Annotated in this window: 22 protein-coding genes; 5 read left to right on the forward strand and 17 right to left on the reverse strand. The window is 56.3% G+C overall.

What is annotated here, in order from left to right:
* Positions 1–14: 14 nt before the first annotated feature.
* Positions 15–1,451 carry a HAMP domain-containing sensor histidine kinase gene (locus ABLV08_RS16670; protein WP_026612243.1) on the reverse strand — a complete coding sequence of 479 codons (1,437 nt, stop codon included), beginning with the start codon at positions 1,449–1,451 and terminating at the stop codon, positions 15–17.
* A 562-nt stretch (positions 1,452–2,013) separates the two neighbouring features.
* Positions 2,014–5,901: a phosphoribosylformylglycinamidine synthase gene (gene purL, locus ABLV08_RS16675; RefSeq protein WP_348856051.1), complete on the reverse strand. Its 3,888-nt coding sequence runs from the start codon at positions 5,899–5,901 to the stop codon at positions 2,014–2,016.
* A 173-nt stretch (positions 5,902–6,074) separates the two neighbouring features.
* Here purL and mltF point away from each other — a divergent pair, with 173 nt between their 5' ends.
* Positions 6,075–7,694 carry a membrane-bound lytic murein transglycosylase MltF gene (gene mltF, locus ABLV08_RS16680; protein ID WP_026612242.1) on the forward strand — a complete coding sequence of 540 codons (1,620 nt, stop codon included), beginning with the start codon at positions 6,075–6,077 and terminating at the stop codon, positions 7,692–7,694.
* On the opposite strand, the gene tadA is transcribed toward mltF, so the two are convergent.
* Positions 7,691–8,194, reverse strand: a complete 504-nt coding sequence (tadA, locus tag ABLV08_RS16685) for a tRNA adenosine(34) deaminase TadA (protein WP_015370298.1) — start codon at positions 8,192–8,194, stop codon at positions 7,691–7,693. The two genes, mltF and tadA, sit on opposite strands and share 4 nt — an antisense overlap.
* Positions 8,195–8,273: 79 nt before the next feature.
* Positions 8,274–8,909, reverse strand: coding sequence for a phosphatidylglycerophosphatase C (gene yfhb, locus ABLV08_RS16690; RefSeq protein ID WP_015370297.1), 636 nt, complete (start codon positions 8,907–8,909; stop codon positions 8,274–8,276).
* A gap of 214 nt (positions 8,910–9,123) precedes the next feature.
* On the opposite strand from yfhb, the gene ABLV08_RS16695 reads away from it, so the two are divergent.
* Together ABLV08_RS16695 and ABLV08_RS16700 are read left to right on the forward strand one after the other, a co-directional pair.
* Positions 9,124–9,972 carry a MurR/RpiR family transcriptional regulator gene (locus ABLV08_RS16695; protein WP_015370295.1) on the forward strand — a complete coding sequence of 283 codons (849 nt, stop codon included), beginning with the start codon at positions 9,124–9,126 and terminating at the stop codon, positions 9,970–9,972.
* 56 nt (positions 9,973–10,028) lie between these two features.
* Positions 10,029–10,289 carry a YfhL family 4Fe-4S dicluster ferredoxin gene (locus ABLV08_RS16700; RefSeq protein ID WP_045386930.1) on the forward strand — a complete coding sequence of 87 codons (261 nt, stop codon included), beginning with the start codon at positions 10,029–10,031 and terminating at the stop codon, positions 10,287–10,289.
* A gap of 8 nt (positions 10,290–10,297) precedes the next feature.
* Here ABLV08_RS16700 and acpS read toward each other — a convergent pair whose 3' ends face one another.
* From acpS to rpoE, 11 genes are all read right to left on the reverse strand, one after another.
* Positions 10,298–10,678 (reverse strand): holo-ACP synthase, encoded by a 381-nt coding sequence (gene acpS / locus ABLV08_RS16705; protein WP_015370293.1) that lies wholly within the window; start codon positions 10,676–10,678, stop codon positions 10,298–10,300.
* Entirely contained in the window at positions 10,678–11,409 is a 732-nt protein-coding gene (pdxJ, locus tag ABLV08_RS16710) for a pyridoxine 5'-phosphate synthase (RefSeq protein ID WP_348856053.1), read from the reverse strand. Before pdxJ ends, acpS begins: the two co-directional genes overlap by 1 nt.
* A gap of 11 nt (positions 11,410–11,420) precedes the next feature.
* Positions 11,421–12,158: a DNA repair protein RecO gene (gene recO, locus ABLV08_RS16715; protein ID WP_015370291.1), complete on the reverse strand. Its 738-nt coding sequence runs from the start codon at positions 12,156–12,158 to the stop codon at positions 11,421–11,423.
* A gap of 11 nt (positions 12,159–12,169) precedes the next feature.
* On the reverse strand, positions 12,170–13,075 hold the full coding sequence (gene era / locus ABLV08_RS16720; RefSeq protein WP_015370290.1) for a GTPase Era: 906 nt from the start codon (positions 13,073–13,075) through the stop codon (positions 12,170–12,172).
* Entirely contained in the window at positions 13,072–13,752 is a 681-nt protein-coding gene (gene rnc, locus ABLV08_RS16725) for a ribonuclease III (RefSeq protein ID WP_020078171.1), read from the reverse strand. The genes era and rnc overlap by 4 nt, the downstream gene beginning before the upstream one ends.
* A gap of 253 nt (positions 13,753–14,005) precedes the next feature.
* Positions 14,006–14,980 (reverse strand): signal peptidase I, encoded by a 975-nt coding sequence (gene lepB / locus ABLV08_RS16730; RefSeq protein WP_020078170.1) that lies wholly within the window; start codon positions 14,978–14,980, stop codon positions 14,006–14,008.
* A gap of 14 nt (positions 14,981–14,994) precedes the next feature.
* Positions 14,995–16,794 (reverse strand): translation elongation factor 4, encoded by a 1,800-nt coding sequence (gene lepA / locus ABLV08_RS16735; RefSeq protein ID WP_015370288.1) that lies wholly within the window; start codon positions 16,792–16,794, stop codon positions 14,995–14,997.
* A gap of 184 nt (positions 16,795–16,978) precedes the next feature.
* Positions 16,979–17,458, reverse strand: coding sequence for a SoxR-reducing system protein RseC (gene rseC, locus ABLV08_RS16740; RefSeq protein ID WP_042893105.1), 480 nt, complete (start codon positions 17,456–17,458; stop codon positions 16,979–16,981).
* Complete coding sequence (rseB, locus tag ABLV08_RS16745; RefSeq protein ID WP_020078169.1) at positions 17,455–18,411, reverse strand: sigma-E factor regulatory protein RseB; 957 nt, start codon at positions 18,409–18,411, stop codon at positions 17,455–17,457. Before rseB ends, rseC begins: the two co-directional genes overlap by 4 nt.
* The gene (gene rseA / locus ABLV08_RS16750; RefSeq protein WP_015370285.1) at positions 18,411–19,061 is read right to left on the reverse strand and encodes an anti-sigma-E factor RseA; all 651 of its coding nucleotides are present in this window, start codon (positions 19,059–19,061) and stop codon (positions 18,411–18,413) included. The genes rseB and rseA overlap by 1 nt, the downstream gene beginning before the upstream one ends.
* 32 nt (positions 19,062–19,093) lie before the next feature.
* Positions 19,094–19,669 (reverse strand): RNA polymerase sigma factor RpoE, encoded by a 576-nt coding sequence (gene rpoE, locus ABLV08_RS16755; RefSeq protein WP_002914074.1) that lies wholly within the window; start codon positions 19,667–19,669, stop codon positions 19,094–19,096.
* 422 nt (positions 19,670–20,091) lie between these two features.
* Here rpoE and nadB point away from each other — a divergent pair, with 422 nt between their 5' ends.
* Positions 20,092–21,711 (forward strand): L-aspartate oxidase, encoded by a 1,620-nt coding sequence (gene nadB, locus ABLV08_RS16760; RefSeq protein ID WP_348856054.1) that lies wholly within the window; start codon positions 20,092–20,094, stop codon positions 21,709–21,711.
* Here the strand turns inward: nadB and ABLV08_RS16765 are convergent.
* A complete protein-coding gene (locus ABLV08_RS16765; protein ID WP_020078168.1) occupies positions 21,696–22,433 on the reverse strand; it encodes a tRNA1(Val) (adenine(37)-N6)-methyltransferase in 738 nt (245 codons plus the stop codon). The two genes, nadB and ABLV08_RS16765, sit on opposite strands and share 16 nt — an antisense overlap.
* 130 nt (positions 22,434–22,563) lie before the next feature.
* Between ABLV08_RS16765 and srmB the strand changes: the two genes are divergently transcribed.
* Positions 22,564–23,895, forward strand: coding sequence for an ATP-dependent RNA helicase SrmB (srmB, locus tag ABLV08_RS16770; RefSeq protein WP_045362168.1), 1,332 nt, complete (start codon positions 22,564–22,566; stop codon positions 23,893–23,895).
* Positions 23,896–23,939: 44 nt separating this feature from the next.
* On the opposite strand, the gene grcA is transcribed toward srmB, so the two are convergent.
* A complete protein-coding gene (gene grcA, locus ABLV08_RS16775; protein ID WP_002914084.1) occupies positions 23,940–24,323 on the reverse strand; it encodes an autonomous glycyl radical cofactor GrcA in 384 nt (127 codons plus the stop codon).
* Between the last annotated feature and the right edge of the window lie 76 nt (positions 24,324–24,399).

Genomic DNA, 24,399 nt, shown 5'->3' on the forward strand with positions numbered 1-24,399 from the left:
CACCCAATGTTGATTCATGTGTTGGTTTTTCCCGGCTCAGCGGCGGGGAGCGAGATGCGAAAACAGATGAACCCGGGATTATCATCGACCAGGCTCAGCTCTCCCTGCATTTGCCGTACGCAGTCGCGGGCGATACTCAACCCCAGACCGCTGCCTTTTACTGCCCCTTTACGCAGGTGGCTTCCCTGATAAAAAGGCTCGAAAATCATATTTCTTTCGGCGACGGGGATCGGCTCGCCGCTATTGGCGACATCGATACGAACCTGCTCGCCGTGGCGGTAACTATGAATCCGAATGTTACCGGATTCAGCGCCATAGTGCACCGCATTGGAGTACAGATTATCAAGCACGCTGGTCAGCAACGTCGGCTCCGCCAGGCAGAAGCGTTCACCCAGCGCCAGCTCGGTAGACATCATCTTGGCTCTTGCCGGTAAACTATGCGCGGAAACGACGGTCTGCGCCAGTTCAGCAATATCCACTTTCTGCCGCTCGACCGGGCCATCGGCCAGTTTGCGGTTATAGTCGAGCAGCTGTTCGATCAGCTTTTGCAGATTGCGGCTGCTGTTATCAAGGATCTCAACGATTTCTTGCTGTTCCGTCGTCAGCGGCCCCGCTACCCGGTCCGCCAGCAGTTCCGTACCTTCACGCATGCTGGCGAGCGGTGTTTTCAGTTCATGTGACAGATGACGAAGAAACTGGTGGCGTTGGGACTCCAGCCACGCCAGACGTTCACTCAACCAGATAATCCGTTTACCGACCGATCGCAGTTCGCGCGGGCCGGTGAACAGTGCCGCATCATCCAGCGACTTTCCCTCTCCCAGGCGATTAATCATCTTCTCGATGCCCTTCACCGGGCCGATGATCATGCGGGTAAACAGCAAAACTAGCGTCAGGCTCAGCAGAAACAGAACCAGCGCCTGCCAGCCGAAGAACTGCCCGCGCTCGGCGATCTCCTGCTGTAGCTGCTGGCCGCGGGAGAAGATTACCGTGCGGGTCGCTTGCACCATTTCACTGTTAGCATCGGCAAAGGCTTCGAGGCTCGCCGCGGCTTTGGCGTCCGGCGCGCTATTATGGCAACGCAATTGGGCCAGGTCGGCGAGGTTCTGCCGCAGGGTCTGCCAAATGTGAGCATCCGGCAACACGCCGGAGAGCGCCTCAAGCATTTCGCTATAACGCTTACGTTGATTTTGATAGACCCGCTCAAGGGTAGGATCGTCCAGCACGCAATACTGGAGATAGCTACGCTCCATTTCCAGCGAGGCGTTGACCATCGCTTCGCTACGCCGCGCATCAGTCAAGGTGGTGCGGTTAATATGTGCGGCCTGGGCGCTGAGCGCGTTCAGGCTTTGCCAGGCCTGCCATGCCAGCACCAGCAGCGGCAGCATGATCAGCACAAAGGACAGCGTCACCAGTTGGCGCAAGGAACGGGGGAAAAGAGAGAATCGCTTCAAAGATATAGCCTCAACCATTAGCTCCTGAAGATGCTAACTGAGGATGGCGGAAACATCCACGGCAGAAACAATAAAGGCAGGCTCTAAAGCCTGCCTTTATTAAGGAATGAGGCGGTGCCTTACTCGACGTTTCGCCCGATGACTGATAAAGCAGAGCTGTTATCAGGAGTTGGACGGCAGGCACCTGTTTGTGCGTCATTCGAAGTTTATGTAGCGCTTCCCGAAGGGGCTGACATAAGAAGGTGAATGAGCCACTGCTGATTATTATGCACGAACTATGCCACCTTTCAAAACAAATTATTAACAGTATGATATATAACGAATTACATGCAATAACCCACTAAAATTCATTTGTCTATTCTTTGACCATAGTGTCGCCAATTGGCAACAACAAATCAGCCCTCAATTACACATATTTAAAATCAATAGCTTAAGTGTCGTCATTCAGAGACACCATTAAACCGCGTCTGTCGGTAATTCCCGACACTCTGATACGGCCTCGATCACAAATAAAAAAGCCCCCTGAATTAACAGGGGGCCCGTTTTCATCAACTTAGCGGTATTAACCCAGTTGCTTACGCGCGTTGCGGAAGATACGCATCCATGGGCTGTCTTCACCCCAGTTTTCCGGGTGCCAGGAGTTACTGACGGTACGGAAGACGCGTTCCGGGTGCGGCATCATGATCGTCGCGCGACCGCTTTCGCTGGTCACCGCGGTAATGCCGTTCACCGAGCCGTTTGGGTTCGCCGGATAGGTTTGCGTCACTTTGCCGAAGTTATCGACGAAACGTAGCGCCACCAGGCCTTTGCTTTCAAGCGCGGCCAGGTGCGCGCTGTCCCGCACCTCCACCTGCCCTTCGCCGTGAGAAACGGCAATCGGCATCATCGAACCGGCCATGCCTTGCAGCAGCAGCGATGGGCTCTGGGTGACTTCAACCAGGCTGAAACGCGCTTCAAAGCGGTCAGAGTGGTTGCGTACGAAGCGCGGCCACAGGTCGCTTCCAGGGATCAGCTCACGCAGGTTGGACATCATCTGACAACCGTTACACACGCCCATCGCCAGCGTCTGCGGGCGATGGAAGAAAGTGGCGAACTCATCGCGTACGCGTTCGTTGAACAGAATCGATTTCGCCCAACCTTCGCCTGCCCCCAGTACGTCACCGTAGGAGAAACCGCCGCAGGCCACCAGCGCATGGAAGTCGCCAAGACCAGTACGACCCGCCAGCAGATCGCTCATATGCACGTCGATGGCATCGAAGCCGGCGCGATGGAAAGCGGCGGCCATTTCAACATGGGAGTTAACCCCCTGCTCACGCAGCACAGCCACTTTCGGGCGCGCGCCGGTCGCAATATACGGTGCGGCAACATCTTCATTGATATCAAACGACAGCTTAACGTTAAGACCCGGGTCGCTATCGTTAGACTTCGCCTGGTGCTCCTGATCGGCGCACTCCGGATTATCGCGCAGACGCTGCATCTGCCAGGTGGTTTCCGCCCACCACATACGCAGCGTGGTACGGCTTTCGCTGAACAGCGGCTGACCGTCGGCGGTGATAACAAAACGATCGCCTGCCGTCGCCTGGCCTAAGTAGTGCACGCAATCTGCCAGACCATTCATCGCCAGCAGCGCTTCCACCGCTTCGCGATCCGCGGCGCGAACCTGAATCACCGCGCCCAATTCTTCGTTGAACAGCGCCGCCAGACGGTCGTCGCCCAGCGCGGCGATATCGGCAGTTACGCCGCAGTGACCGGCGAACGCCATTTCCGCCAGCGTCACTAACAAGCCGCCATCGGAGCGGTCGTGGTAGGCCAGCAGTTTACGCTGCGCCACCAGTGCCTGCATCGCGTCCCAGAAGCCTTTCAGCTGCGCGACATCACGCACGTCGGCCGGCTGGTCGCCTAGCTGGCGATAGACCTGCGCCAGCGCGGTGGCGCCCAGCGCGTTACGCCCTTTGCCGAGATCGATCAGCAGCAGGGCGTTATCTTCCGTAGAGAGTTGCGGGGTCACGGTGCCGCGCACGTCTTCAACGCGGGCAAACGCGGAGATCACCAGCGACAGCGGCGAGGTCATTTCGCGCTGCTCGCTTCCTTCCTGCCAGCGGGTTTTCATCGACATTGAGTCTTTACCCACCGGGATAGTCAGGCCCAGCGCTGGACACAGTTCTTCACCGACTGCTTTTACCGCCTCATACAGACCGGCGTCTTCACCCGGGTGACCGGCTGCCGCCATCCAGTTTGCCGACAGTTTGACGCGGTTGAGTTCGCCAATCTGCGTAGCGGCGATGTTTGTCAACGCTTCGCCGACCGCCAGGCGGGCAGAGGCGGCAAAGTCGAGCAGCGCAACCGGCGCGCGTTCACCCATCGCCATCGCTTCGCCGTAGTAGCTATCGAGGCTGGCGGTGGTCACCGCGCAGTTGGCGACCGGGATCTGCCACGGCCCCACCATCTGGTCACGCGCCACCATACCGGTCACGGTGCGATCGCCGATGGTCACAAGGAAGGTTTTCTCAGCCACCGTCGGCAGATGCAGCACGCGGTTAACCGCATCGGCAATCGTCATTGGTTGACGATCCAGCTCGCTGCCCTGCGCTTTCAGCGTTTGCACGTCACGCGTCATTTTCGGCGTTTTGCCGAGCAGGACGTCCAGCGGCAGGTCGATCGGCCGATCGTTAAAGTGGCTGTCGCTCAGGCTAAGGTGTTGCTCCGCCGTGGCTTCGCCAATCACCGCGTAAGGCGCGCGCTCGCGGCGGCACAGCTCTTCAAACAGCGGCAGCTGTTCCGGCGCGACCGCCAGAACGTAACGCTCCTGGGATTCGTTACACCAGATCTCCAGCGGGCTCATACCCGGCTCATCGCTGAGGATATCGCGCAGCTGGAATTTTCCGCCGCGGCCGCCATCGCTCACCAGCTCCGGCATGGCGTTAGAGAGACCGCCCGCGCCAACGTCGTGGATAAACAGAATCGGGTTCGCATCGCCCAGCTGCCAGCAGCGGTCGATCACTTCCTGACAGCGGCGCTCCATTTCCGGGTTATCGCGCTGTACAGAAGCGAAATCCAGATCGGCATCAGACTGGCCGGAAGCCATGGATGACGCCGCGCCGCCGCCGAGACCAATGTTCATCGCCGGGCCGCCCAGCACGATAAGCTTGGCGCCAACGGTGATTTCGCCCTTCTGGACGTGCTCGCCGCGGATGTTGCCAATACCGCCCGCCAGCATGATCGGTTTGTGATAGCCGCGCAACTCTTCGCCATTGTGGCTGGTCACTTTCTCTTCATAGGTACGGAAGTAGCCATTCAGCGCCGGACGACCAAATTCGTTGTTAAACGCCGCGCCGCCCAGCGGGCCTTCGGTCATGATATCCAGCGCGGTCACGATACGCTCAGGTTTACCGAAATCCTCTTCCCACGGCTGTTCAAAACCCGGGATACGCAGGTTAGACACCGAGAAGCCGACCAGACCCGCTTTCGGCTTCGCGCCGCGCCCCGTGGCGCCTTCGTCGCGGATCTCGCCGCCGGAGCCGGTTGCGGCGCCCGGCCACGGCGAAATCGCCGTCGGGTGGTTGTGAGTTTCAACTTTCATCAGAATGTGCGCCGGCTCCTGATGGAAGTCATAGCGCCCGGTCTGGTAGTCGGCGAAATAGCGTCCGACTTCGGAACCTTCCATTACCGCGGCGTTGTCTTTATAGGCAGACAGTACATATTCCGGGTTTTTCTCGAAGGTATTTTTAATCATTTTAAACAGCGACTTCGGCTGTTGTTGGCCGTCGATAATCCAGTCGGCGTTAAAAATTTTGTGGCGGCAATGTTCCGAGTTGGCCTGCGCGAACATATACAGTTCAATGTCGTTCGGATTGCGGCCAAGCTTAACGAATGCGTCCTGCAGGTAGTCGATTTCGTCATCGGCCAGCGCCAGCCCCAGACGGAGGTTGGCGTCAATCAGCGCCTGACGTCCCTGGCCCAACAGGTCCACGCTGGCCACCGGTGTCGGCTGATGGTGAGCAAACAGCTTCTCTCCCTCTTCCAGCTCAGTGAAAACGCTCTCCATCATGCGATCGTGCAGCTCCGCCGCAACGGCGTCCCACTGCGCATCGCTCAGACCCTGTGCTTCAACGTAGTACGCCACGCCGCGTTCCAGCCGCACGACCTGCGATAAACCGCAGTTATGGGCGATGTCGGTAGCTTTGGAGGACCAGGGGGAGATAGTGCCGGGGCGAGGGGTGACGAGCAGTAATTTACCGGTTGGCGTATGGCTGCTGAGGCTTGGGCCATATTTAAGCAGTCTGACCAGTCTTTCGCGCTCCTCATCGCTTAGCGGGGCGCTCAGGTCGGCAAAGTGAACATACTCCGCGTATAAGGTGCTAACCGGCAGGTTGGCCGCCTGAAAACGTGCCAGCAGTTTGTTGATACGGAATGCCGACAGTGCAGGTGAACCACGCAAAATATCCATCATAAGTCTCTCGTCTTCGAAGCTTTCAAGGTGAGCCAGGGGGAAACGGGCGCCATTATAGAGAATCCTGAGCCCCGACGAAACCGTTTGCGTAGAAATAAAATGATTCATCAGTTTTATCAATAAATGTGACATGAATCGCGAATATGTTGCCAACTGGCGCATTCTTAAGCAAAATGCCGCTCAACTTACGGCAACCTTTTACTTTTTCCGGATATACCCAGCTGAGGAACTCCACGCTGCAGAAAATTAACTATTTGAAAAAATTAAAGATTAATTATCTGCTGATCGGCGTCGTCACCCTTTTGTTGGCGGCGGCGCTGTGGCCGTCTTTACCGTGGATGGGAAAACCGGAGAACCGCGTTGCCGGGATCATTGCTCGCGGCGAACTGCGCGTGAGTACAATTAACTCACCGCTGACCTACGCTGCCATCAACAACAAAGACTACGGTCTCGATTACGAACTGGCGAAACGCTTCGCCGATTACCTTGGGGTGAAGCTGAAAGTCACCGTGCGGCAGAATATTAGCCAGCTATTTGACGATCTCGATGCCGGTAAAACCGATATGCTGGCCGCCGGGCTGGTCTATAACACCGAGCGGGTAAAGAACTATCAGGCGGGCCCCACCTATTATTCCGTTTCGCAGCAGCTGGTCTATCGCGTTGGCGGTAATCGTCCGCGTACGCTGGCCGGGATCAACGCCGAACAGCTCGCCATCGCCCCAGGCCACGTCGCCCTCAACGACTTGCAGGCGCTGAAGGAGAGCAAATACCCGGACCTCAACTGGCGCGTTGATGAAAAGCGCGGCACCACCGCCCTGATGCAGGCGGTCATCGACGGCACGCTGGAATATACCGTCGCCGATTCCGTCGCCGTCAGCCTGTTCCAGCGCGTACATCCGGAGCTGGCGGTGGCTCTCGACATCAGCGATGAACAGCCGGTCACCTGGTTTAGCGAAAAAAGCGAAGACAATTCACTATCGGCAGCCATGCTCGATTTCTTTAATAGTATGAATGAAGACGGCACCCTCGCCCGCCTGGAAGAGAAGTATCTCGGCCACGGCAACGACTTCGACTATGTTGATACCCGCACCTTCCTGCGCGCGGTACAGAATACGCTGCCGGATCTGAAGCCGCTGTTTGAGAAATACGCCCGACAGATCGACTGGCGACTGCTGGCGGCGATTGCCTGGCAGGAGTCGCACTGGGATCCGCAGGCCACCTCGCCGACCGGCGTGCGCGGTATGATGATGCTAACCCGTAACACTGCCCAAAGTTTAGGTCTGACCGATCGTACCGATGCCGAACAGAGCCTCGACGGCGGCATGCGCTATCTGCAGGATATGATGGCCAAAGTGCCGGAGGCGATCCCGAAAGAGGAGCGGATCTGGTTTGCGCTGGCGGCCTATAATATGGGCTACGCGCATATGCTTGACGCAATGGCGCTGACTAAAAAACAAAAAGGCAACCCGAACAGCTGGTCCGACGTTAAGCAGCGTCTGCCATTGCTGAGCCAGAAGCCCTACTACAGCCGCTTAAAATATGGCTACGCCCGCGGCCATGAGGCTTACGCCTACGTGGAAAATATTCGTAAGTACCATATCAGCCTGGTTGGATATTTGTCTGAACAGGAAAGGAAAGCGGCGCAAGAAATGGCGATTGCCGAAGCTTATCCAGCCGTCGCGCCGGAAGAACTCGATAGCGAGCATAAAGAGTATGCGATGCCCTTCTTTAAATTCCGCGGCGAAAAGCTTGTCGACAACGTTAAGCTGAAGTTGCCGACAATGGGACGTTAACCCTCTTCCTGACGCGCTTTCTTCAATGCCTTTTTCTCTTCCCGCCGCCAGCGGAAGAAATCGCTCAGCATCGCGGAGCAAGATTCAGCCAGAATTCCCTCGGTAATTTCAACCCGGTGGTTCATCCCCGGATGATGCAGCACATCGATTAACGACCCGGCTGCGCCGGTTTTAGCATCGCGGGCGCCGAACACCAGCCGCGAGATGCGGCTATGCACCATCGCCCCGGCGCACATCACACAAGGCTCCAGCGTGACGTACAGCGTAGCATCAATTAAACGATAGTTCTGCAGGACCAGCCCTCCCTGACGCAGCGCCATAATTTCGGCATGGGCGGTGGGATCGTGACGACCAATTGGCCGGTTCCAGCCCTCGCCGATGACCTGATTGTTATGCACAAGCACGGCGCCCACCGGCACCTCGCCCTCTTCCCAGGCGCGTTTCGCCAGCGTCAGCGCATGGCGCATCCAGTATTCATCATTAAATTCGTGGTCAGACACAGCGGCACTCCTGCAGAAAAAGCGGGGCGCATTATACATGGGCGCTATATATCGCCCAAATAATTCGCCTGCAGCGGAATTATTCGAGCTGCTGGAGATCGCCCTGCGGCGTCACCCGCCAGCGATGCTGGCAAAAACAGAGTAGCGGGTTATCCTGCTCGCTATCGCTATAGCCGCTATATAAGCGTAGCGGCGCGCCGATCCGCTGTTCCAGCTGCGCTACTTTCTCATGGCCCAGGCAACGCAGCGTCAGCACCCAGCCGCCGCGACGGCGGCTCATGCGGCTGGCGATAAGCTTTACGCGCGGCAGCCAAAGCGTATCGGCATAGACCTGTTCCACCAGCGACTGCGGTGAGCCGGTAATCAGCCAGACGTCGGCATCGGTACTGGTTAAATAGTCGTTTAACCGGCCCTGTACCACCGGAAAGGCGGTCACGTGCTGGCGAAACCAGCTAACGAACTCCGCCTCCAGACGCTTAAGATGGCTTTCACGCCGGCCGCAGGTGGCGGCCCACAGCAGCAGGCTCATCGGCCAGCGCGCCGCGCGTCCGTTAACCAACAGGCCCAGCAGTACTATTGGCGACAAGGCCGCCACTGACAGTATGTTGAGCGGTTGACGACGTAAGAGGTAACGAATAAAGCTGCCGAACATATCCTGCTGGTGCAATGTGCCATCAAGATCGAAAAACACGACTCGTCGCGCGTTACTGTTCAAACCGAACTCCTTTCTGGTACGGATTTTCCTGGCGATGCCGATAGCTTAACAGGCTTGCCGCGACGAGCGCGAAATTGTCTGCCACGGTTGAGGTAAGATTCAGAATCTGACCCATTCGCATAATTCTTCACAGCAGAATTTTTAATTCGTACTATTCCACTTATAATCGAATACAAAATTCTTTCAGCCGCTAACGCCCTCCTTCGGAGAAGCCATGAACTGTTTAATCCGCATCCGCCAACGTTACCCGTCGCTGGCGGCGAGCGACAAAAAACTTGCCGACTTTATTCTGGCTCAGCCGGACCAAACCCGCCATCTCAGCTCGCAGCAGCTGGCGGGCGAAGCGGGCGTCAGCCAGTCCAGCGTGGTGAAGTTCGCGCAAAAAATGGGGTTCAAAGGCTTTCCGGCATTAAAACTGGCGCTCAGCGAAGCGCTGGCCAGCAGTCCGGATCCTCACTCTGTGCCGGTACATAACCAAATTCGCGGCGACGATCCGCTGCGTCTGGTGGGTGAAAAGCTGATCAAAGATAACATCGCGGCGATGCACGCTTCGCTGGACGTCAACAGCGAAGAGAAACTTCTGGAAGCAGTGGCCCTGCTGCGCGATGCTCGCCGGGTGATCATTACCGGCATCGGCGCCTCCGGGCTGGTGGCGCGCAATTTTAGCTGGAAGTTAATGAAAATTGGCATCAACGCCGTCGCCGAGCAGGATATGCATGCGCTGCTGGCAACGGTGCAGGCGATGTCGGCGGACGATCTGCTGCTGGCTATCTCCTACTCCGGCGAACGCCGCGAGATCAATATGGCGGCTGCTGAAGCGCTCCGCGTCGGCAGCAAGATCCTCGCGATCACCGGTTTCACTCCCAACGCGTTGCAGCAGCAGGCTTCACAGTGTCTTTACACCATTGCTGAAGAGCAGGCGACGCGCAGCGCAGCCATCTCCTCCACCAGCGCGCAAATGATGCTCACCGATCTCCTCTTTATGGCGCTGGTGCAGCAAGATCTTGAACACGCGCCGGAACGCATACGCCATAGCGAAGCGCTGGTGAAAAAGCTGGTCTGAGTAGAAAATGGGCGTATAATGCCCGCCCTGTTTGTGTTGTTTCTGAGATTTTCCTGATGGCGCTGTTAATCACCAAAAAATGCATCAATTGCGATATGTGCGAACCGGAGTGCCCAAATGAGGCCATTTCGATGGGCGAGAGCATTTATGAGATTAACAGCAACCGCTGCACCGAGTGCGTGGGCCACTACGACACGCCAACCTGCCAGAAAGTGTGTCCGATCCCGAATACTATTCTCAAAGATCCGGCGCACGTCGAGAATGAAGAACAGTTGTGGGATAAATTCGTGCTCATGCACCACGCGGATAAGCTTTAACCGCGGGTTTAGCTTTCGACGATCACCGTGGCGCAGGCGTAGTGGCGTTCATCGGCGAGAGTGACGTGAATAGCGCTTACCCCCATCCGTTCGGCTAAAAGCTTTGCTTCGCCCCATAACCGCAGTTTCGGCTTGCCCAATTCATCGTTGTAAACTTCGAACTGATTAAACGCCAGGCCGTTGCGAATACCGGTTCCGAGCGCTTTCGCCGCCGCTTCTTTGACCGCAAAGCGTTTTGCCAGAAAACGCACCGGCTGCTGGTGCTGCTCCCAAATGCTCCATTCGTGATCGCTCAGCACCCGGCGCGCCAGGCGATCGCCGCTACGGGCGATCACCGCTTCGATGCGGGCGATTTCGACGATGTCGGTACCCAGCCCGAGAATCGCCATTAGCCGCGCGCTTCCAGCATCAGGCGTTTCATTTCCGCGACAGCCTCTTTCAGGCCGCTCATCACTGCGCGACCAATAATGGCATGGCCGATATTCAGTTCGTGCATTTCCGGTAAGGCGGCAATGGCTTTCACGTTGTGATAGGCCAGACCGTGACCGGCGTTCACCTTCAGGCCAAGGCTGGCAGCATAGGTCGCCGCTTTGGCGATACGCTCAAGCTCTTTAGCCTGTTCGGCATCGGTTTTGGCATCGGCATAGCAGCCGGTATGGATTTCAATATACGGCGCGCCCACTTCGGCAGCCGCTTTGATCTGCTCATCATCCGCGTCGATAAACAGAGAGACCAGAATACCGGCATCCGCCAGGCGCTGACAGGCATCGCGCATCTTATCGCGCTGCCCGGCCACGTCCAGCCCACCCTCGGTGGTCACTTCCTGACGCTTCTCCGGCACCAGGCAGCAAAAGTGCGGTTTAGTTTCGCAGGCGATCGCCAGCATCTCTTCGGTAACCGCCATTTCAAGATTCATTCGGGTATGCAGCGTCTGGCGCAGGATGCGCACGTCACGATCGGTGATATGGCGGCGGTCTTCGCGCAGGTGCACGGTGATACCATCGGCGCCGGCCTGTTCAGCAATAAAAGCCGCCTGCACCGGATCCGGATAAGCGGTACCGCGCGCGTTACGCAATGTCGCAATGTGGTCAATATTGACCCCTAACAGTAATTCAGCCATGACAATCCTCGTTAATCATTATTCGTATTATCGGCTCGCGCCTTTCGCGCGGGCATAAACTGGCGAAACAATTCCCGGCTCTTGAGCGGTTTCCCTCCAAGATACGGCTTCAGGGCGATGCGGGTAAAGCGCTTCGCGGCGCGCAGCGTATCTACATCCGGAAACTCGCGGCTAGCCAACGCTTTCAAATGGTGCCCGGTAAACGTGCTGTTATCAATCACCAGGCTGGCGATAAAGCCTTTTTCTTCGCGATAGCGATAGGTCATGGTGTCATCCACCGGGTCGCCGCTGCCGGCGCAGTGGAGGAAATCAACGCCATAGCCCAGGTGCCCGAGTAGCGCCAGCTCAAAGCGCCGCAGCGCGGGCTCCGGCGAACCGCTGGCCCCGGCAAGCGCCTGAATACAATGCAGGTAGTCGAAAAAGAGTTCAGAGAAGCGCGTTTCGTGCTCGAGCACGCGGGAGATGAGTTCGTTAACGTAAAGACCGCTGTAGAGCGTGATACCGCTGAGCGGCAGCGCCAGCGAGACGGCTTCCGCGCTGCGAAGCGTTTTGACTTCGCCGCGGCCGCCGAAGCGAACCAGTAAGGGGGTAAAGGGCTGTAAGGCGCCCTTGAGATTAGAGCGTTTGGAGCGTGCGCCTTTGGCAACCAGGCGCACGCGACCGGACTCTTCCGTGAAGACATCCAGCATCAGACTGGTTTCGCTCCACGGTCGGCTATGCAGGACAAAGGCGCGCTGCCATCCATCCACGTTGCGTTAACTCAGAGGTCGTCAACGTAACCGAGACTGCGCAGCGCGCGCTCGTCATCGGCCCAGCCGGATTTCACTTTGACCCACAGTTCGAGGTGCACCGGCGCTTCAAACATCTCTTGCATGTCTTTGCGCGCTTCGATGCCGATGGTTTTGATTTTGGCGCCTTTGTTGCCAATTACCATCTTCTTCTGCCCTTCACGCTCGACGAGGATCAGGCCGTTGATGTCGTAACCGCCGCGTTCGTTACTCACGAAACGTTCAATTTCGACGGTCACGGAGTACGGCAGTTCAGCACCCAGGAAACGCATCAGCTTTTCGCGGATGATCTCGGAGGCCATAAAGCGCTGGGAACGGTCGGTAATATAATCTTCCGGGAAGTGATGAATCGCTTCCGGCAGATGTTTACGTACGATCGACGCGATGGTATCAACGTTGGTGCCGGTTTCCGCAGAGATCGGCACGATGTCGAGGAAGTTCATCTGGCTGGCAAGGAACTGCAGGTGCGGTAGCAGATCCGCTTTCTCCTGCACGTTATCAACTTTGTTGACGGCCAGAATCACCGGCGCGCGCGCATCACGCAGCTTGTTTAGCACCATCTCGTCATCTTGCGTCCAGCGAGTGCCTTCAACAACAAAGATAACCAGTTCCACATCGCCAATCGAGCTGCTGGCCGCTTTGTTCATTAAGCGGTTAATCGCGCGCTTCTCTTCCATATGCAGGCCCGGGGTATCAACATAAATCGCCTGATACGGCCCTTCGGTATGGATACCGACGATGCGGTGACGGGTAGTCTGCGCTTTACGGGAAGTGATCGAGATCTTCTGCCCAAGCAGCTTGTTCAACAGCGTGGATTTGCCAACGTTTGGACGACCAACGATGGCGACAAATCCGCAATAACTTTTTTCTTCGCTCATTCCAGCTCCAGTTTTTTCAGCGCCTGTTCGGCGGCAGCCTGCTCCGCCTTGCGACGGCTGGAACCTGTGCCAACCACCGGTTCACTCAGGCCACTGACCTGGCAGTGGATAGTAAATTCCTGATCGTGCGCTTCGCCGCGTACCTGGACGACCAGGTAAGACGGCAGCGGCAGATGACGACCCTGCAGATACTCCTGCAGACGCGTCTTCGGATCCTTTTGCTTATCGCCCGGGCTGATTTCGTCCAGACGAGTCTGGTACCAGGAGAGGATTAAGCGTTCAACATTCTGAATATCGCTGTCGAGGAAAACCCCGCCGATTAAGGCTTCTACGGTATCAGCCAGAATCGATTCGCGACGAAAACCGCCGCTCTTCAGCTCGCCAGGCCCAAGGCGCAGGCACTCGCCCAGTTCAAATTCGCGGGCGATTTCCGCCAGCGTATTGCCTCGCACCAGCGTCGCGCGCATACGGCTCATATCCCCTTCGTCTACCCGAGGGAAACGATGATAGAGCGCATTGGCGATCACAAAACTTAAAATAGAGTCGCCTAAAAACTCGAGACGCTCGTTGTGTTTGCTGCTGGCACTGCGGTGAGTTAATGCCTGTTGCAACAGCTCCTGATGAACAAAAGTGTAGCCCAGCTTTCGTTGAAGCCGATTAATTACGATGGGGTTCATGCGTTACCAATAAATGAATGCGTCAAAGATGCAGCACACGAAACCGACCTGAGCATACATACCCTTGATATATAAGGGCAGAAACTAACCAACGCGGTTTCGTGTGCAGTGTCACTCTTTCGAGAGACAACCAAAAACTTCGGGGGGATATTCTATACGCAACGACAAGGGATGTCGTTAGTTTGGATGGATTTAAATACTAAATAATTCACGCTGCCGTTATTGCGCTGGCAGCGTGAATTAAGACGGGGAATTAGTGGATGCCGCCAATGCGCGATAAACGTACGCCGGTTGGCCACTCGCCTTCCTGTTTTTCGAAGCTCATCCAGATGGCGGTAGCTTTACCCACCAGGTTCGCTTCCGGCACGAAGCCCCAGTAACGGCTGTCGGCGCTATTGTCGCGGTTGTCGCCCATCATGAAGTATTCACCCGGCGGAACGACCCACGTTGCCAGCGGCTGGCCGGACTGACGATAGTACATCCCCACCTGATCCTGAGCGATGGGTACCGTCAGAATACGGTGGGTCACTTCACCCAGCGTCTCTTTACGCTCGGTCAGACGAATACCATCGGCTTTGGTTTCGCCTTTCGGCAGTTGCCAGAAACCGCTGGTGGCTTCGCCGCCGTTGCGGCGGGAGAAGGTCTGAACGAAATCGCTTGGTTCGACGTTGGAGTAGGTGATCGGCAAGGCGCTACCGCATGCCTGACCCGACGCGCAGCCAGGCTCAATCGTCACCTGTTTAGCCACCGGATCGTAAGTGACTTTATCGCCCGGTAAACCGACCGCGCGTTTGATGTAGTCCAGACGCGGATCTTCCGGATATTTAAACACCACGATATCGCCACGTTTCGGATGACCGGTTTCGATCAGCGTTTTCTGGTAGATCGGATCTTTAATGCCGTAGGCGAATTTCTCCACCAGGATAAAATCGCCAATCAGCAGAGTCGGCATCATCGAACCTGACGGGATCTGGAAAGGTTCATAGATAAACGAACGCACAATCAGCACAATCGCCAGTACCGGGAAGACCGAGGCGCCGGTTTCCAGCCAGCCCGGTTTCGGGCCGACTTTCTTCAGCGTCTTCTTGTCCAGTTGCTCGCCGGTCGCTGCCTGAGCAGCGGCCTGACGTTCACGACGTTTTGGTGCGAATATGAACTTATCCAGACACCACAACAGCCCTGTCACAAGGGTCGCAATGACCAGAATCAGGGCAAACATGTTCGCCATGCCAACTCCTTAGATTATTTGCCGTCTTTACCAACGTGCAGAATGGCGAGGAACGCTTCCTGCGGCAGTTCAACGTTACCAACCTGTTTCATACGCTTTTTACCTTCTTTCTGCTTCTGCAGCAGCTTTTTCTTACGGCTGACGTCGCCGCCGTAGCATTTCGCCAGGACGTTTTTACGCAGCTGTTTCACGGTAGAGCGCGCGATAATGTGGTTACCAATAGCCGCCTGAATCGCGATATCGAACTGCTGACGCGGGATCAGATCTTTCATCTTCTCGACCAGCTCGCGGCCACGATACGGCGCGTTGTCGTTGTGCGTAATTAACGCCAGCGCATCGACGCGCTCGCCGTTGATCAGCACGTCAACGCGCACCATGTTAGAGGCCTGGAAACGCTTGAAGTTATAATCCAGCGACGCATAGCCGCGGGAGGTGGACTTCAGACGGTCGAAGAAGTCGAGGACCACTTCCGCCATCGGGATTTCATAGGTCAGCGCAACCTGTTTGCCATGGTAAACCATGTTGGTTTGCACACCGCGTTTCTCGATACACAAGGTGATCACGTTGCCGAGGAACTCCTGCGGCAGCAGCATGTGACATTCGGCGATCGGCTCACGCAGTTCCTGAATATTATTCAGCGGCGGCAGCTTCGACGGACTATCGACGTAGATAACCTCTTTAGAGGTGGTTTCTACTTCATAGACTACCGTCGGCGCGGTGGTAATCAGGTCAAGATCGTATTCACGCTCCAGACGCTCCTGAATGATTTCCATGTGCAGCAGGCCGAGGAAGCCGCAGCGGAAGCCGAAGCCCAGCGCCGTAGAGCTTTCCGGCTCATAGAACAAGGATGCATCGTTCAGACTCAGTTTACCCAGCGCATCGCGGAAGTTCTCATAGTCATCAGAGCTCACCGGGAACAGACCGGCGTAGACCTGCGGCTTCACTTTTTTGAAGCCCGGCAGCGCCTTATCCGCTGGATTACGCGCCGCGGTCAGGGTATCGCCCACCGGCGCGCCGAGGATGTCTTTAATAGCGCAAACCAGCCAACCCACCTCGCCGCATTTCAGTTCGGTACGGTCAACCTGTTTCGGGGTGAAGATGCCCAGACGGTCGGCGTTATAGACCTGACCGGTGCTCATCACCTTAATTTTGTCGCCTTTGCGCATGGTGCCGTTTTTAATACGCACCAGCGACACGACGCCTAAATAGTTATCGAACCAGGAGTCGATAATCAGCGCCTGCAGCGGCGCGTCCGGATCGCCTTCCGGCGGCGGAATATCACGAACCAGACGTTCCAGCACATCCGGCACGCCGACACCGGTTTTCGCCGAGCAGCGAACCGCGTCGTGAGCGTCGATACCAACGATATCTTCAATCTCGTCCGCTACGCGCTCAGGGTCGGCCGCAGGCAGGTCGATCTTGTTAAGAACCGGGACGACTTCGAGGTCCATTTCCATCGCGGTATAGCAGTTCGCCAGGGTCTGGGCTTCTACACCCTGCCCGGCGTCAACCACCAGCAGCGCGCCTTCGCACGCCGCCAGGGAGCGCGATACTTCATAGGAGAAGTCAACGTGGCCCGGGGTGTCGATAAAGTTGAGCTGATAAGTTTCACCATCGCTGGCTTTATAGTCCAGGGTGACGCTCTGCGCCTTGATGGTAATGCCGCGCTCACGTTCAAGGTCCATGGAGTCCAGAACCTGGGCCGCCATTTCGCGATCAGAAAGGCCACCGCAAATCTGGATGATACGGTCAGACAGCGTCGACTTACCGTGGTCGATGTGAGCGATGATCGAAAAGTTACGTATATTCTTCATATTTAGAGTTAATTATGCCTTACGAGTCTCATGAGGCCGCTGTTCTGTGCCTGACGTTTTTTAATCCGAAAACGCCGCATTCTACACTACATCCGCGAAACCAGGAAATGCTGTTAGATCCAGCATAACGGCAGAATTGTGGCGTTGTATCAGGAAGCGTAAATAAAGATGAGGGACAGTGAAATCACTGCCCCATTTCAGAGGAAGGAGTATCGACGCGCAGCAGATCCGGCGGTAAACCAACGCTTAAAATCACCGGCTGCCACGACTGGCGAGCAGCCAGCTTCGGCGACAGCCCACGCGCCACCAGGAACCCGCCGACGCCGCCCAACAGCGCGCCGCACAACGAAGCGATATCGCTGGCAAACAACACCTGAAAAATAGATGCCATCACAAACAGCCCGAACAGCGGCGCCATGTAGACCAGCAGCGCCGAACCCAGCAGGCTGCTTTCAGCAATGCCCAGCTCCACTTTTTGCCCGGCCGTCAGCGGCTGCTCACAGGGGACGCTAATGGTATGGCTGGTTTGCGGCCCCAGTTTATTGAGCACCCGGCTACCGCAGCCGGCGCGCGAGGCGCAACTGCTGCAAGAGGCTTTAACATCGCAGTGAACCTGCGCCACGCCGTTGTGCCAGGAGACAACAGTCGCCCACTCTTTGATCATTGCGCGGCCCTGAACTTAATACTGTCGGAGATACGTTTTGCCGTCTGCGGCGGTAATTCGCCCACCACTGAGATTTCGGCGTTATCGCGCACCGAGGTACTGACGGTACGGCGGCCGGTGCGCAGCAGTTGATCGCTACTGTTTACCGTCGCGCGGTTAACGTTGACGGAGAAGCTGAACAGACCATCGGAATAGAGACGCGACTCGACAGGACCATCGAAGGTCGGTAAACGACGCTGACTGCTGGAAACTTCCGTCACGCCCTGCGGCAGCCAGGTCGGCGCCCAGTTAAAGTTGGCTTTATTGCCGCTTTCCGGGACCGACAGCTGCGGCGGCAGGCTGGCTTTCGACAGCGCTTCCATACTCGAGCTTACGTTATCACCGATATTGAATGAGACCACCCGGAACTGCTCCAGGGTTTCGCCGTCGCGGTCGAGCAGGTCGACGCGCAGCGGCAGCTTGGTCTCGGCATCCAGCCACGCAATGTAGCTGTAGCGCGTACCGTCGCGGGCCACCACGCGCACCACATCGCACAGGCGATCGGCGATACGCGTACGGCCAACGGAGATGAAATCATAATACGAGGCCAGCTTTTTGAAATCGGTATACACCAGAGATGGCAAGGAATCGACGATATAGTCGCCGTTCAGGGTGAAGGGATCGAGACCGGGTTCAAAATAGCTGATTTCAGTACCGCGCAGCACCACTTCCCGACGCGGACCGTCGAGCTGCAGCAACTGAGCAAGGGGCTGGTTGTTCAACCGCACGTGACGATAGCGCAGCGACTCAACGCCCTGTTTGTTGATACTGACAAAAGACAGCTCGTAATTGAGGGACTGGCTAGCCAGGTTCATCTGCTGCAACAACGCCCCGGACGATGTATCAGCCGAGGCGTTGGTGGAGAAGAACAGGCTGCCCGCCATGAGCGACATGGCACACCAAAGTTGCTTCATTACTGCGATTGCGTTCCTAAAGTTTGATAACCCGGCACCTGAACAGCGGCTTGCTGAGTCTGGGCCTGGCCAAACTGAAGCTGCTCAGCGTGCAGGCGACGCTGCAATTCATAGTCCTGCAGCATAGCATTAATACGACGACGTTGCTCCTGAACCTGCGCCTGCTGACCGCTGCCGGCGGAGGCATCAGCCGGAACGCCCAGGCTAACCGGGCTGGCTTTGCCCATCATCGGCATGGTGTTGAAGACTGGCGCTTCCGGCTGCTGGGAGGCATCGGAGTGTCCGTTATACTGCTGGACGCCGACGATCACAGCCAGAGAAACGCACGCTGCCACACCCATTTGGGTAAGCGAGCTGGCCCACGGGCGTACTTTCTGCCAGAAAGGCATTTGACGCCACTGGTGTGGAGCGGGTTGAGATTCAGGAATAAGCGGCGCAACCTGACGAGCAGGTTCGTTCTCGATGGCGGCCATCACGCGAGCTGAGATATCGAATTGGAGCATCTCGGCGGTATCGCCTCGCAGCGTGTCGCGGATGAGATGGTAGCTCTCCCAGGTTTTTTGCATTTCAGAAGAACGACTCAGCTCATTGAGCAGCTCGTTATCCAGCGTTTCACCATCCATTAAGGCCGAAAGTTTTTCTTTCTGCATGCCTGATACCCTTTTCCAGTATTCCGCTATCGTCAACGCCTGATTAGCGGTTGAACTTTATTATCAATAGCTTCACGTGCCCGGAAGATACGCGAACGTACCGTGCCAACCGGACAATCCATAATGGCGGCTATTTCTTCATAGCTCAGGCCATCCAGCTCCCGCAACGTAATTGCCATGCGTAAATCTTCGGGAAGCGATTCAATGGTACGAAAAACTATTTGTCTCAGCTCTTCTGACAACATTAAGTTCTCAGGGTTCGAAATTTCTTTCAATGCCCCGCCGCTTTCGAAGTTTTCCGCCTCGTTGGCGTCAACATCGCTTGATGGCGGACGGCGTCCCTGAGCAACCAGATAATTCTTTGCCGTGTTTACGGCGATACGATACAACCAGGTATAAAAAGCGCTATCCCCCCGGAAAGAATCCAGCGCACGCCACGCCTTCACGAACGACTCCTGAACAACGTCAGCAATATCGCCCGGCGGTACATAGCGGGAGACCAGGCTTGCAACCTTGTGCTGATAGCGCACTACCAGTAGGTTAAAAGCTTTCTGATCTCCTTTCTGGACCCGTTCAACGAGGACCTGATCCGTTAACTGCTCGCTCATCCGAGGTAATGTCTCCCCAAACCCAATTCCCATGCGTATTCAGAACACCACCCAAGCACTGCATTATGAGCAAGCAGTCGTTTGGAGTGTCTGAACACAATAAAGTTCCGTTACGCTTTTGATTTTTGTCTGACAACGGTGGACTGATTGTTATCTCTCATTATAAGTCCCGTTGTTCAACGCCAGGTAAGCTAATGAAGAAAAAGCGCAAGGCCCGCCTGAAGGGTAACGTAACACAACTTATTTTTCACTATAAAATCTGAAGGTAACGGCCTGCTTCGCAAATATTTTCTTTCGTTTACATATTTTCTTTTCCGCCAGCTTTGTTTAGCCCGCACAACTATTCACGAAAATAATTGTACGATTTGGCCCCATCAGGTGCTATGGTGACGCCATTGTGTTTAGTAAATTAAACAGAAGCTATGAAGACGACTCCTGACTTTTCCTGTGATGTGTTGATTATCGGCAGCGGCGCTGCCGGATTGTCTCTGGCGCTGCGCCTGGCGGAACGCCACTCGGTTACCGTCCTGAGCAAAGGGCCGGTTAGCGAAGGCTCGACTTTCTACGCCCAGGGTGGAATTGCCGCCGTTTTCGATGAAACCGACAGCATCGAATCCCACGTCGAAGATACGCTCATCGCCGGAGCCGGACTTTGTGACCGTCATGCCGTCTCCTTTGTCGCCTGCAACGCCAAACCCTGCGTGCAGTGGCTTATCGATCAGGGGGTACTGTTTGATACCCAGGTGCAGGCCAACGGTGAAGAGAGCTATCACCTGACCCGCGAAGGCGGCCATAGTCATCGGCGGATCCTGCATGCCGCCGATGCCACCGGCAAAGAGGTTGAGACGACGCTGGTTGGCAAAGCGCTGGCGCATCCGAATATCACCATTCTGGAACGTAGCAACGCGGTTGACCTGATTATCTCCGATAAGATTGGCCTGCCGGGTACCCGGCGGGTAGTCGGCGCGTGGATCTGGAACCGTAATAAGGAAAAGGTAGAAACCTGCAGCGCAAGAGCCGTGGTGCTGGCGACCGGCGGCGCCGCGAAAGTCTACCAATATACAACGAACCCTGATGTCTCCTCCGGCGACGGCATCGCCATGGCCTGGCGCGCGGGATGCCGTGTGGCCAATCTCGAATTTAACCAGTTCCACCCTACCGCGCTGTTTCATCCACAGGCGAGAAACTTCCTCTTAACGGAAGCCCTGCGCGGCGAAGGCGCGCTGTTGAAACGGCCTGACGGTAGCCGCTTTATGCCGGACTTCGACGAACGCGGCGAACTGGCCCCGCGCGATATCGTCGCCCGCGCCATCGACCATGAGATGAAGCGCCTCGGCGTCGACTGCATGTATCTGGATATTAGCCATAAGCCCGAAGCGTTTATTCGCCAGCATTTTCCGATGATTTATGAAAAGCTACTCGGCCTTGGTATTGATTTGACCAAAGAGCCGGTGCCTATCGTACCCGCCGCCCACTACACCTGCGGCGGCGTGATGGTGGATGATAACGGACGTACCGACGTCGACGGTCTGTACGCCATCGGCGAGGTAAGCTACACCGGACTGCACGGCGCCAACCGCATGGCCTCGAACTCATTGTTGGAGTGTCTGGTGTACGGCTGGTCGGCAGCCGAGGACATAGCGAAACGCCTGCCGCTGGCGCAAGCGGCGGAACAGCTGCCGCCATGGGATGAAAGCCAGGTTGAGATCCCGGATGAACTGGTGGTGATTCAACATAACTGGCACGAACTGCGCCTGCTAATGTGGGACTATGTCGGAATTGTGCGTACCACCCGCCGGCTGGAACGGGCCCTGCGGCGCATTACTATGCTGCAGCAGGAGCTGGATGAGTATTACGCGCGTTTTCGCGTCTCCAATAACTTACTGGAGCTGCGCAATCTGGTGCAGGTGGCCGAGCTTATCGTGCGTTGCGCCATGCAGCGTAAGGAGAGCCGCGGCCTGCACTATACGCTCGACTACCCGGACACGCTGGAAAACAGCGGCCCGTCGGTGCTCTCGCCGCTTGCTCACATAAAGAGATAGAAGTCGCGGGTCAGTGCGGTAAAGCCTTCAGAGTACTGCTGCTCTGGCCCACGAACCACCAGCCGATCGCTGAAACACTCGCCGGCGCTGGGAGAGAATGCCAGCAGGGCCCGATGCGGCGGGCGCATTTCTGTTTCCGCCACGTCGGTGCGTAAGCGCAAATGCCACCCCATCGCTTTCGCCCGTTCGACAAACGCATTACCAATATCCACCGGCAGCACCACGCAGAAAAAGCCCTCCTCGGTAATCAGATCCGCGGCGCAGGTGAGCAGCGTCGTATGATCGAGCGAGGTGGTATAACGCGCTTGTTCGCGCTGCGACGTCGCACAAGGTACGCCTTCGGCAAAAAACGGCGGATTGCTGACGATGAGCTCATAGCGCCGCGGCGGCTGCGGCTGCCACTGCTGAATCGGCGCCTGGTATACGGCGATGCGTCCAGGCCAGTTGCTGGCCGCCACGTTATCCCGCGCCTGCGTCGCGGCCTCTTCATCCAACTCCACCGCATCCAGTTGGACCGAATTCGCGGTACGCTGGGCTAACATTAATGCCAACAAACCGCTACCGGTTCCGATATCCAGCACGTGCTTCACCTGAGCAATCGGCGCCCAGGCGCCCAGCAGAATACCGTCGGTACCGACTTTCATTGCGCAGCGATCGTGGGCGACAAAAAATTGTTTAAAGGTAAAACCATTGCGCGGCAGCGCAAACTTCGACTGAGACATCCTCAAAACCTTGCTGACGAAAACTCCTGTGCTTAAGGCTATGCACAATACCGGAGAACAGATAGCCTTACAAACAGATGAACATTACGTCAGTAACGTCTATAATCGGCGGCCCACTCAGAGGTAGAACATGACTGTAACGACTTTTTCCGAACTTGAACTCGACGAAAACCTGCTGGAAGCGCTCCAGGATAAAGGTTTCACACGCCCGACAGCCATTCAGGCCGCCGCTATTCCGCCTGCGCTTGATGGCCGTGATATTCTCGGTTCTGCGCCGACAGGCACCGGTAAAACTGCGGCATATTTGCTGCCAGCGTTGCAGCATCTGCTTGATTTTCCGCGCAAGAAATCGGGGCCGCCGCGGATCCTTATCCTGACGCCGACCCGCGAGCTGGCGATGCAGGTTGCCGATCACGCCCGCGAACTGGCGAAGCATACCCATCTGGATATTGCCACCATTACCGGCGGCGTTGCGTACATGAACCACGCGGAAGTGTTCAGCGAAAACCAGGATATCGTGGTCGCCACCACCGGTCGCCTGCTGCAGTATATTAAAGAAGAGAACTTCGACTGCCGCGCGGTAGAAACGCTGATCCTTGATGAAGCGGACCGCATGCTGGACATGGGCTTTGCCCAGGATATCGAAACCATCGCCGGTGAAACCCGCTGGCGCAAGCAGACCATGCTGTTTTCCGCCACGCTGGAAGGCGATGCGATTAAAGACTTTGCCGAACGCCTGCTGGAAGAGCCGGTTGAAGTTTCTGCAAATCCGTCGACCCGCGAACGTAAAAAAATTCACCAGTGGTACTATCGCGCCGATGATATCGATCATAAAACCGCGCTGCTGGTTAATCTGCTGAAACAACCGGAAGCAACCCGCTCTATCGTCTTCGTGCGTAAACGCGAGCGCGTTCACGAACTGGCCGCTAAGCTGCACGAAGCAGGCATTACCACCTGCTGGCTGGAAGGCGAAATGGTGCAGATCAAACGTAACGAAGCGATTAAACGCCTGACCGATGGTCGCGTGAACGTGCTGATTGCCACCGACGTCGCCGCGCGCGGTATTGATATTCCGGATGTCAGCCACGTGTTTAACTTCGATATGCCGCGCACAGCCGATATCTATCTGCACCGTATTGGCCGTACCGGCCGTGCAGGTAAGAAAGGCACCGCTATTTCGCTGGTTGAAGCGCACGATCACCTGCTGCTGGGCAAAATCGGCCGCTACGTTGAAGAACCGCTGAAAGCTCGCGTGATTGATGAATTGCGCCCGAAAACCCGCGCGCCGAGCGAGAAGTTAACCGGTAAACCATCGAAGAAAGTGCTGGCGAAACGCGCCGAGAAAAAAGAGAAAGAAAAAGAGAAGCCGCGGGTGAAGAAACGCCACCGCGATACCAAAAACATCGGTAAGCGCCGTAAGCCAAGCTCTGCCGCGACGCCGTCAACGTCCAACGAAGAGTAAAAAAACGCCGGGATATCCCGGCGTTTTCACATCTGGCTTCAGCCTTACAGGCTTTCGGTAAAGGTACGAGCGATAACGTCGCGCTGCTGTTCCGGAGTCAGAGAGTTAAAACGTACCGCGTAGCCGGAAACACGAATGGTCAGCTGCGGGTATTTTTCCGGGTGCTCAACGGCATCCAGCAGAGTTTCGCGACGCAGCACGTTCACGTTCAGGTGCTGACCGCCTTCCACGCGGACTTCCGGTTTCACGTCTACCGGGATTTCACGGTATTCGATTTCACCCAGTTTGCTCACCGCAACTACGTCATCTTCCGCAAAACCACCTTTGGCACACAGGCAGCGCGCTTCGCCTTTTTCGCTATCCAGCAGCCAGAAAGAGTTCAGCAGGTCGTCGTTTGCCGCTTTAGTAATTTGGATACCAGTAATCATTTGATGCCTCCCAGGCAGTGTTTATTCGATTTTGGCCTCTTTGCGGCCAATTGGTAAAACCATTGTTGTATGAGTG

Source organism: Klebsiella sp. CN_Kp088 (assembly GCF_040064335.1).
In the GTDB taxonomy this organism is placed as follows: domain Bacteria; phylum Pseudomonadota; class Gammaproteobacteria; order Enterobacterales; family Enterobacteriaceae; genus Klebsiella; species Klebsiella aerogenes.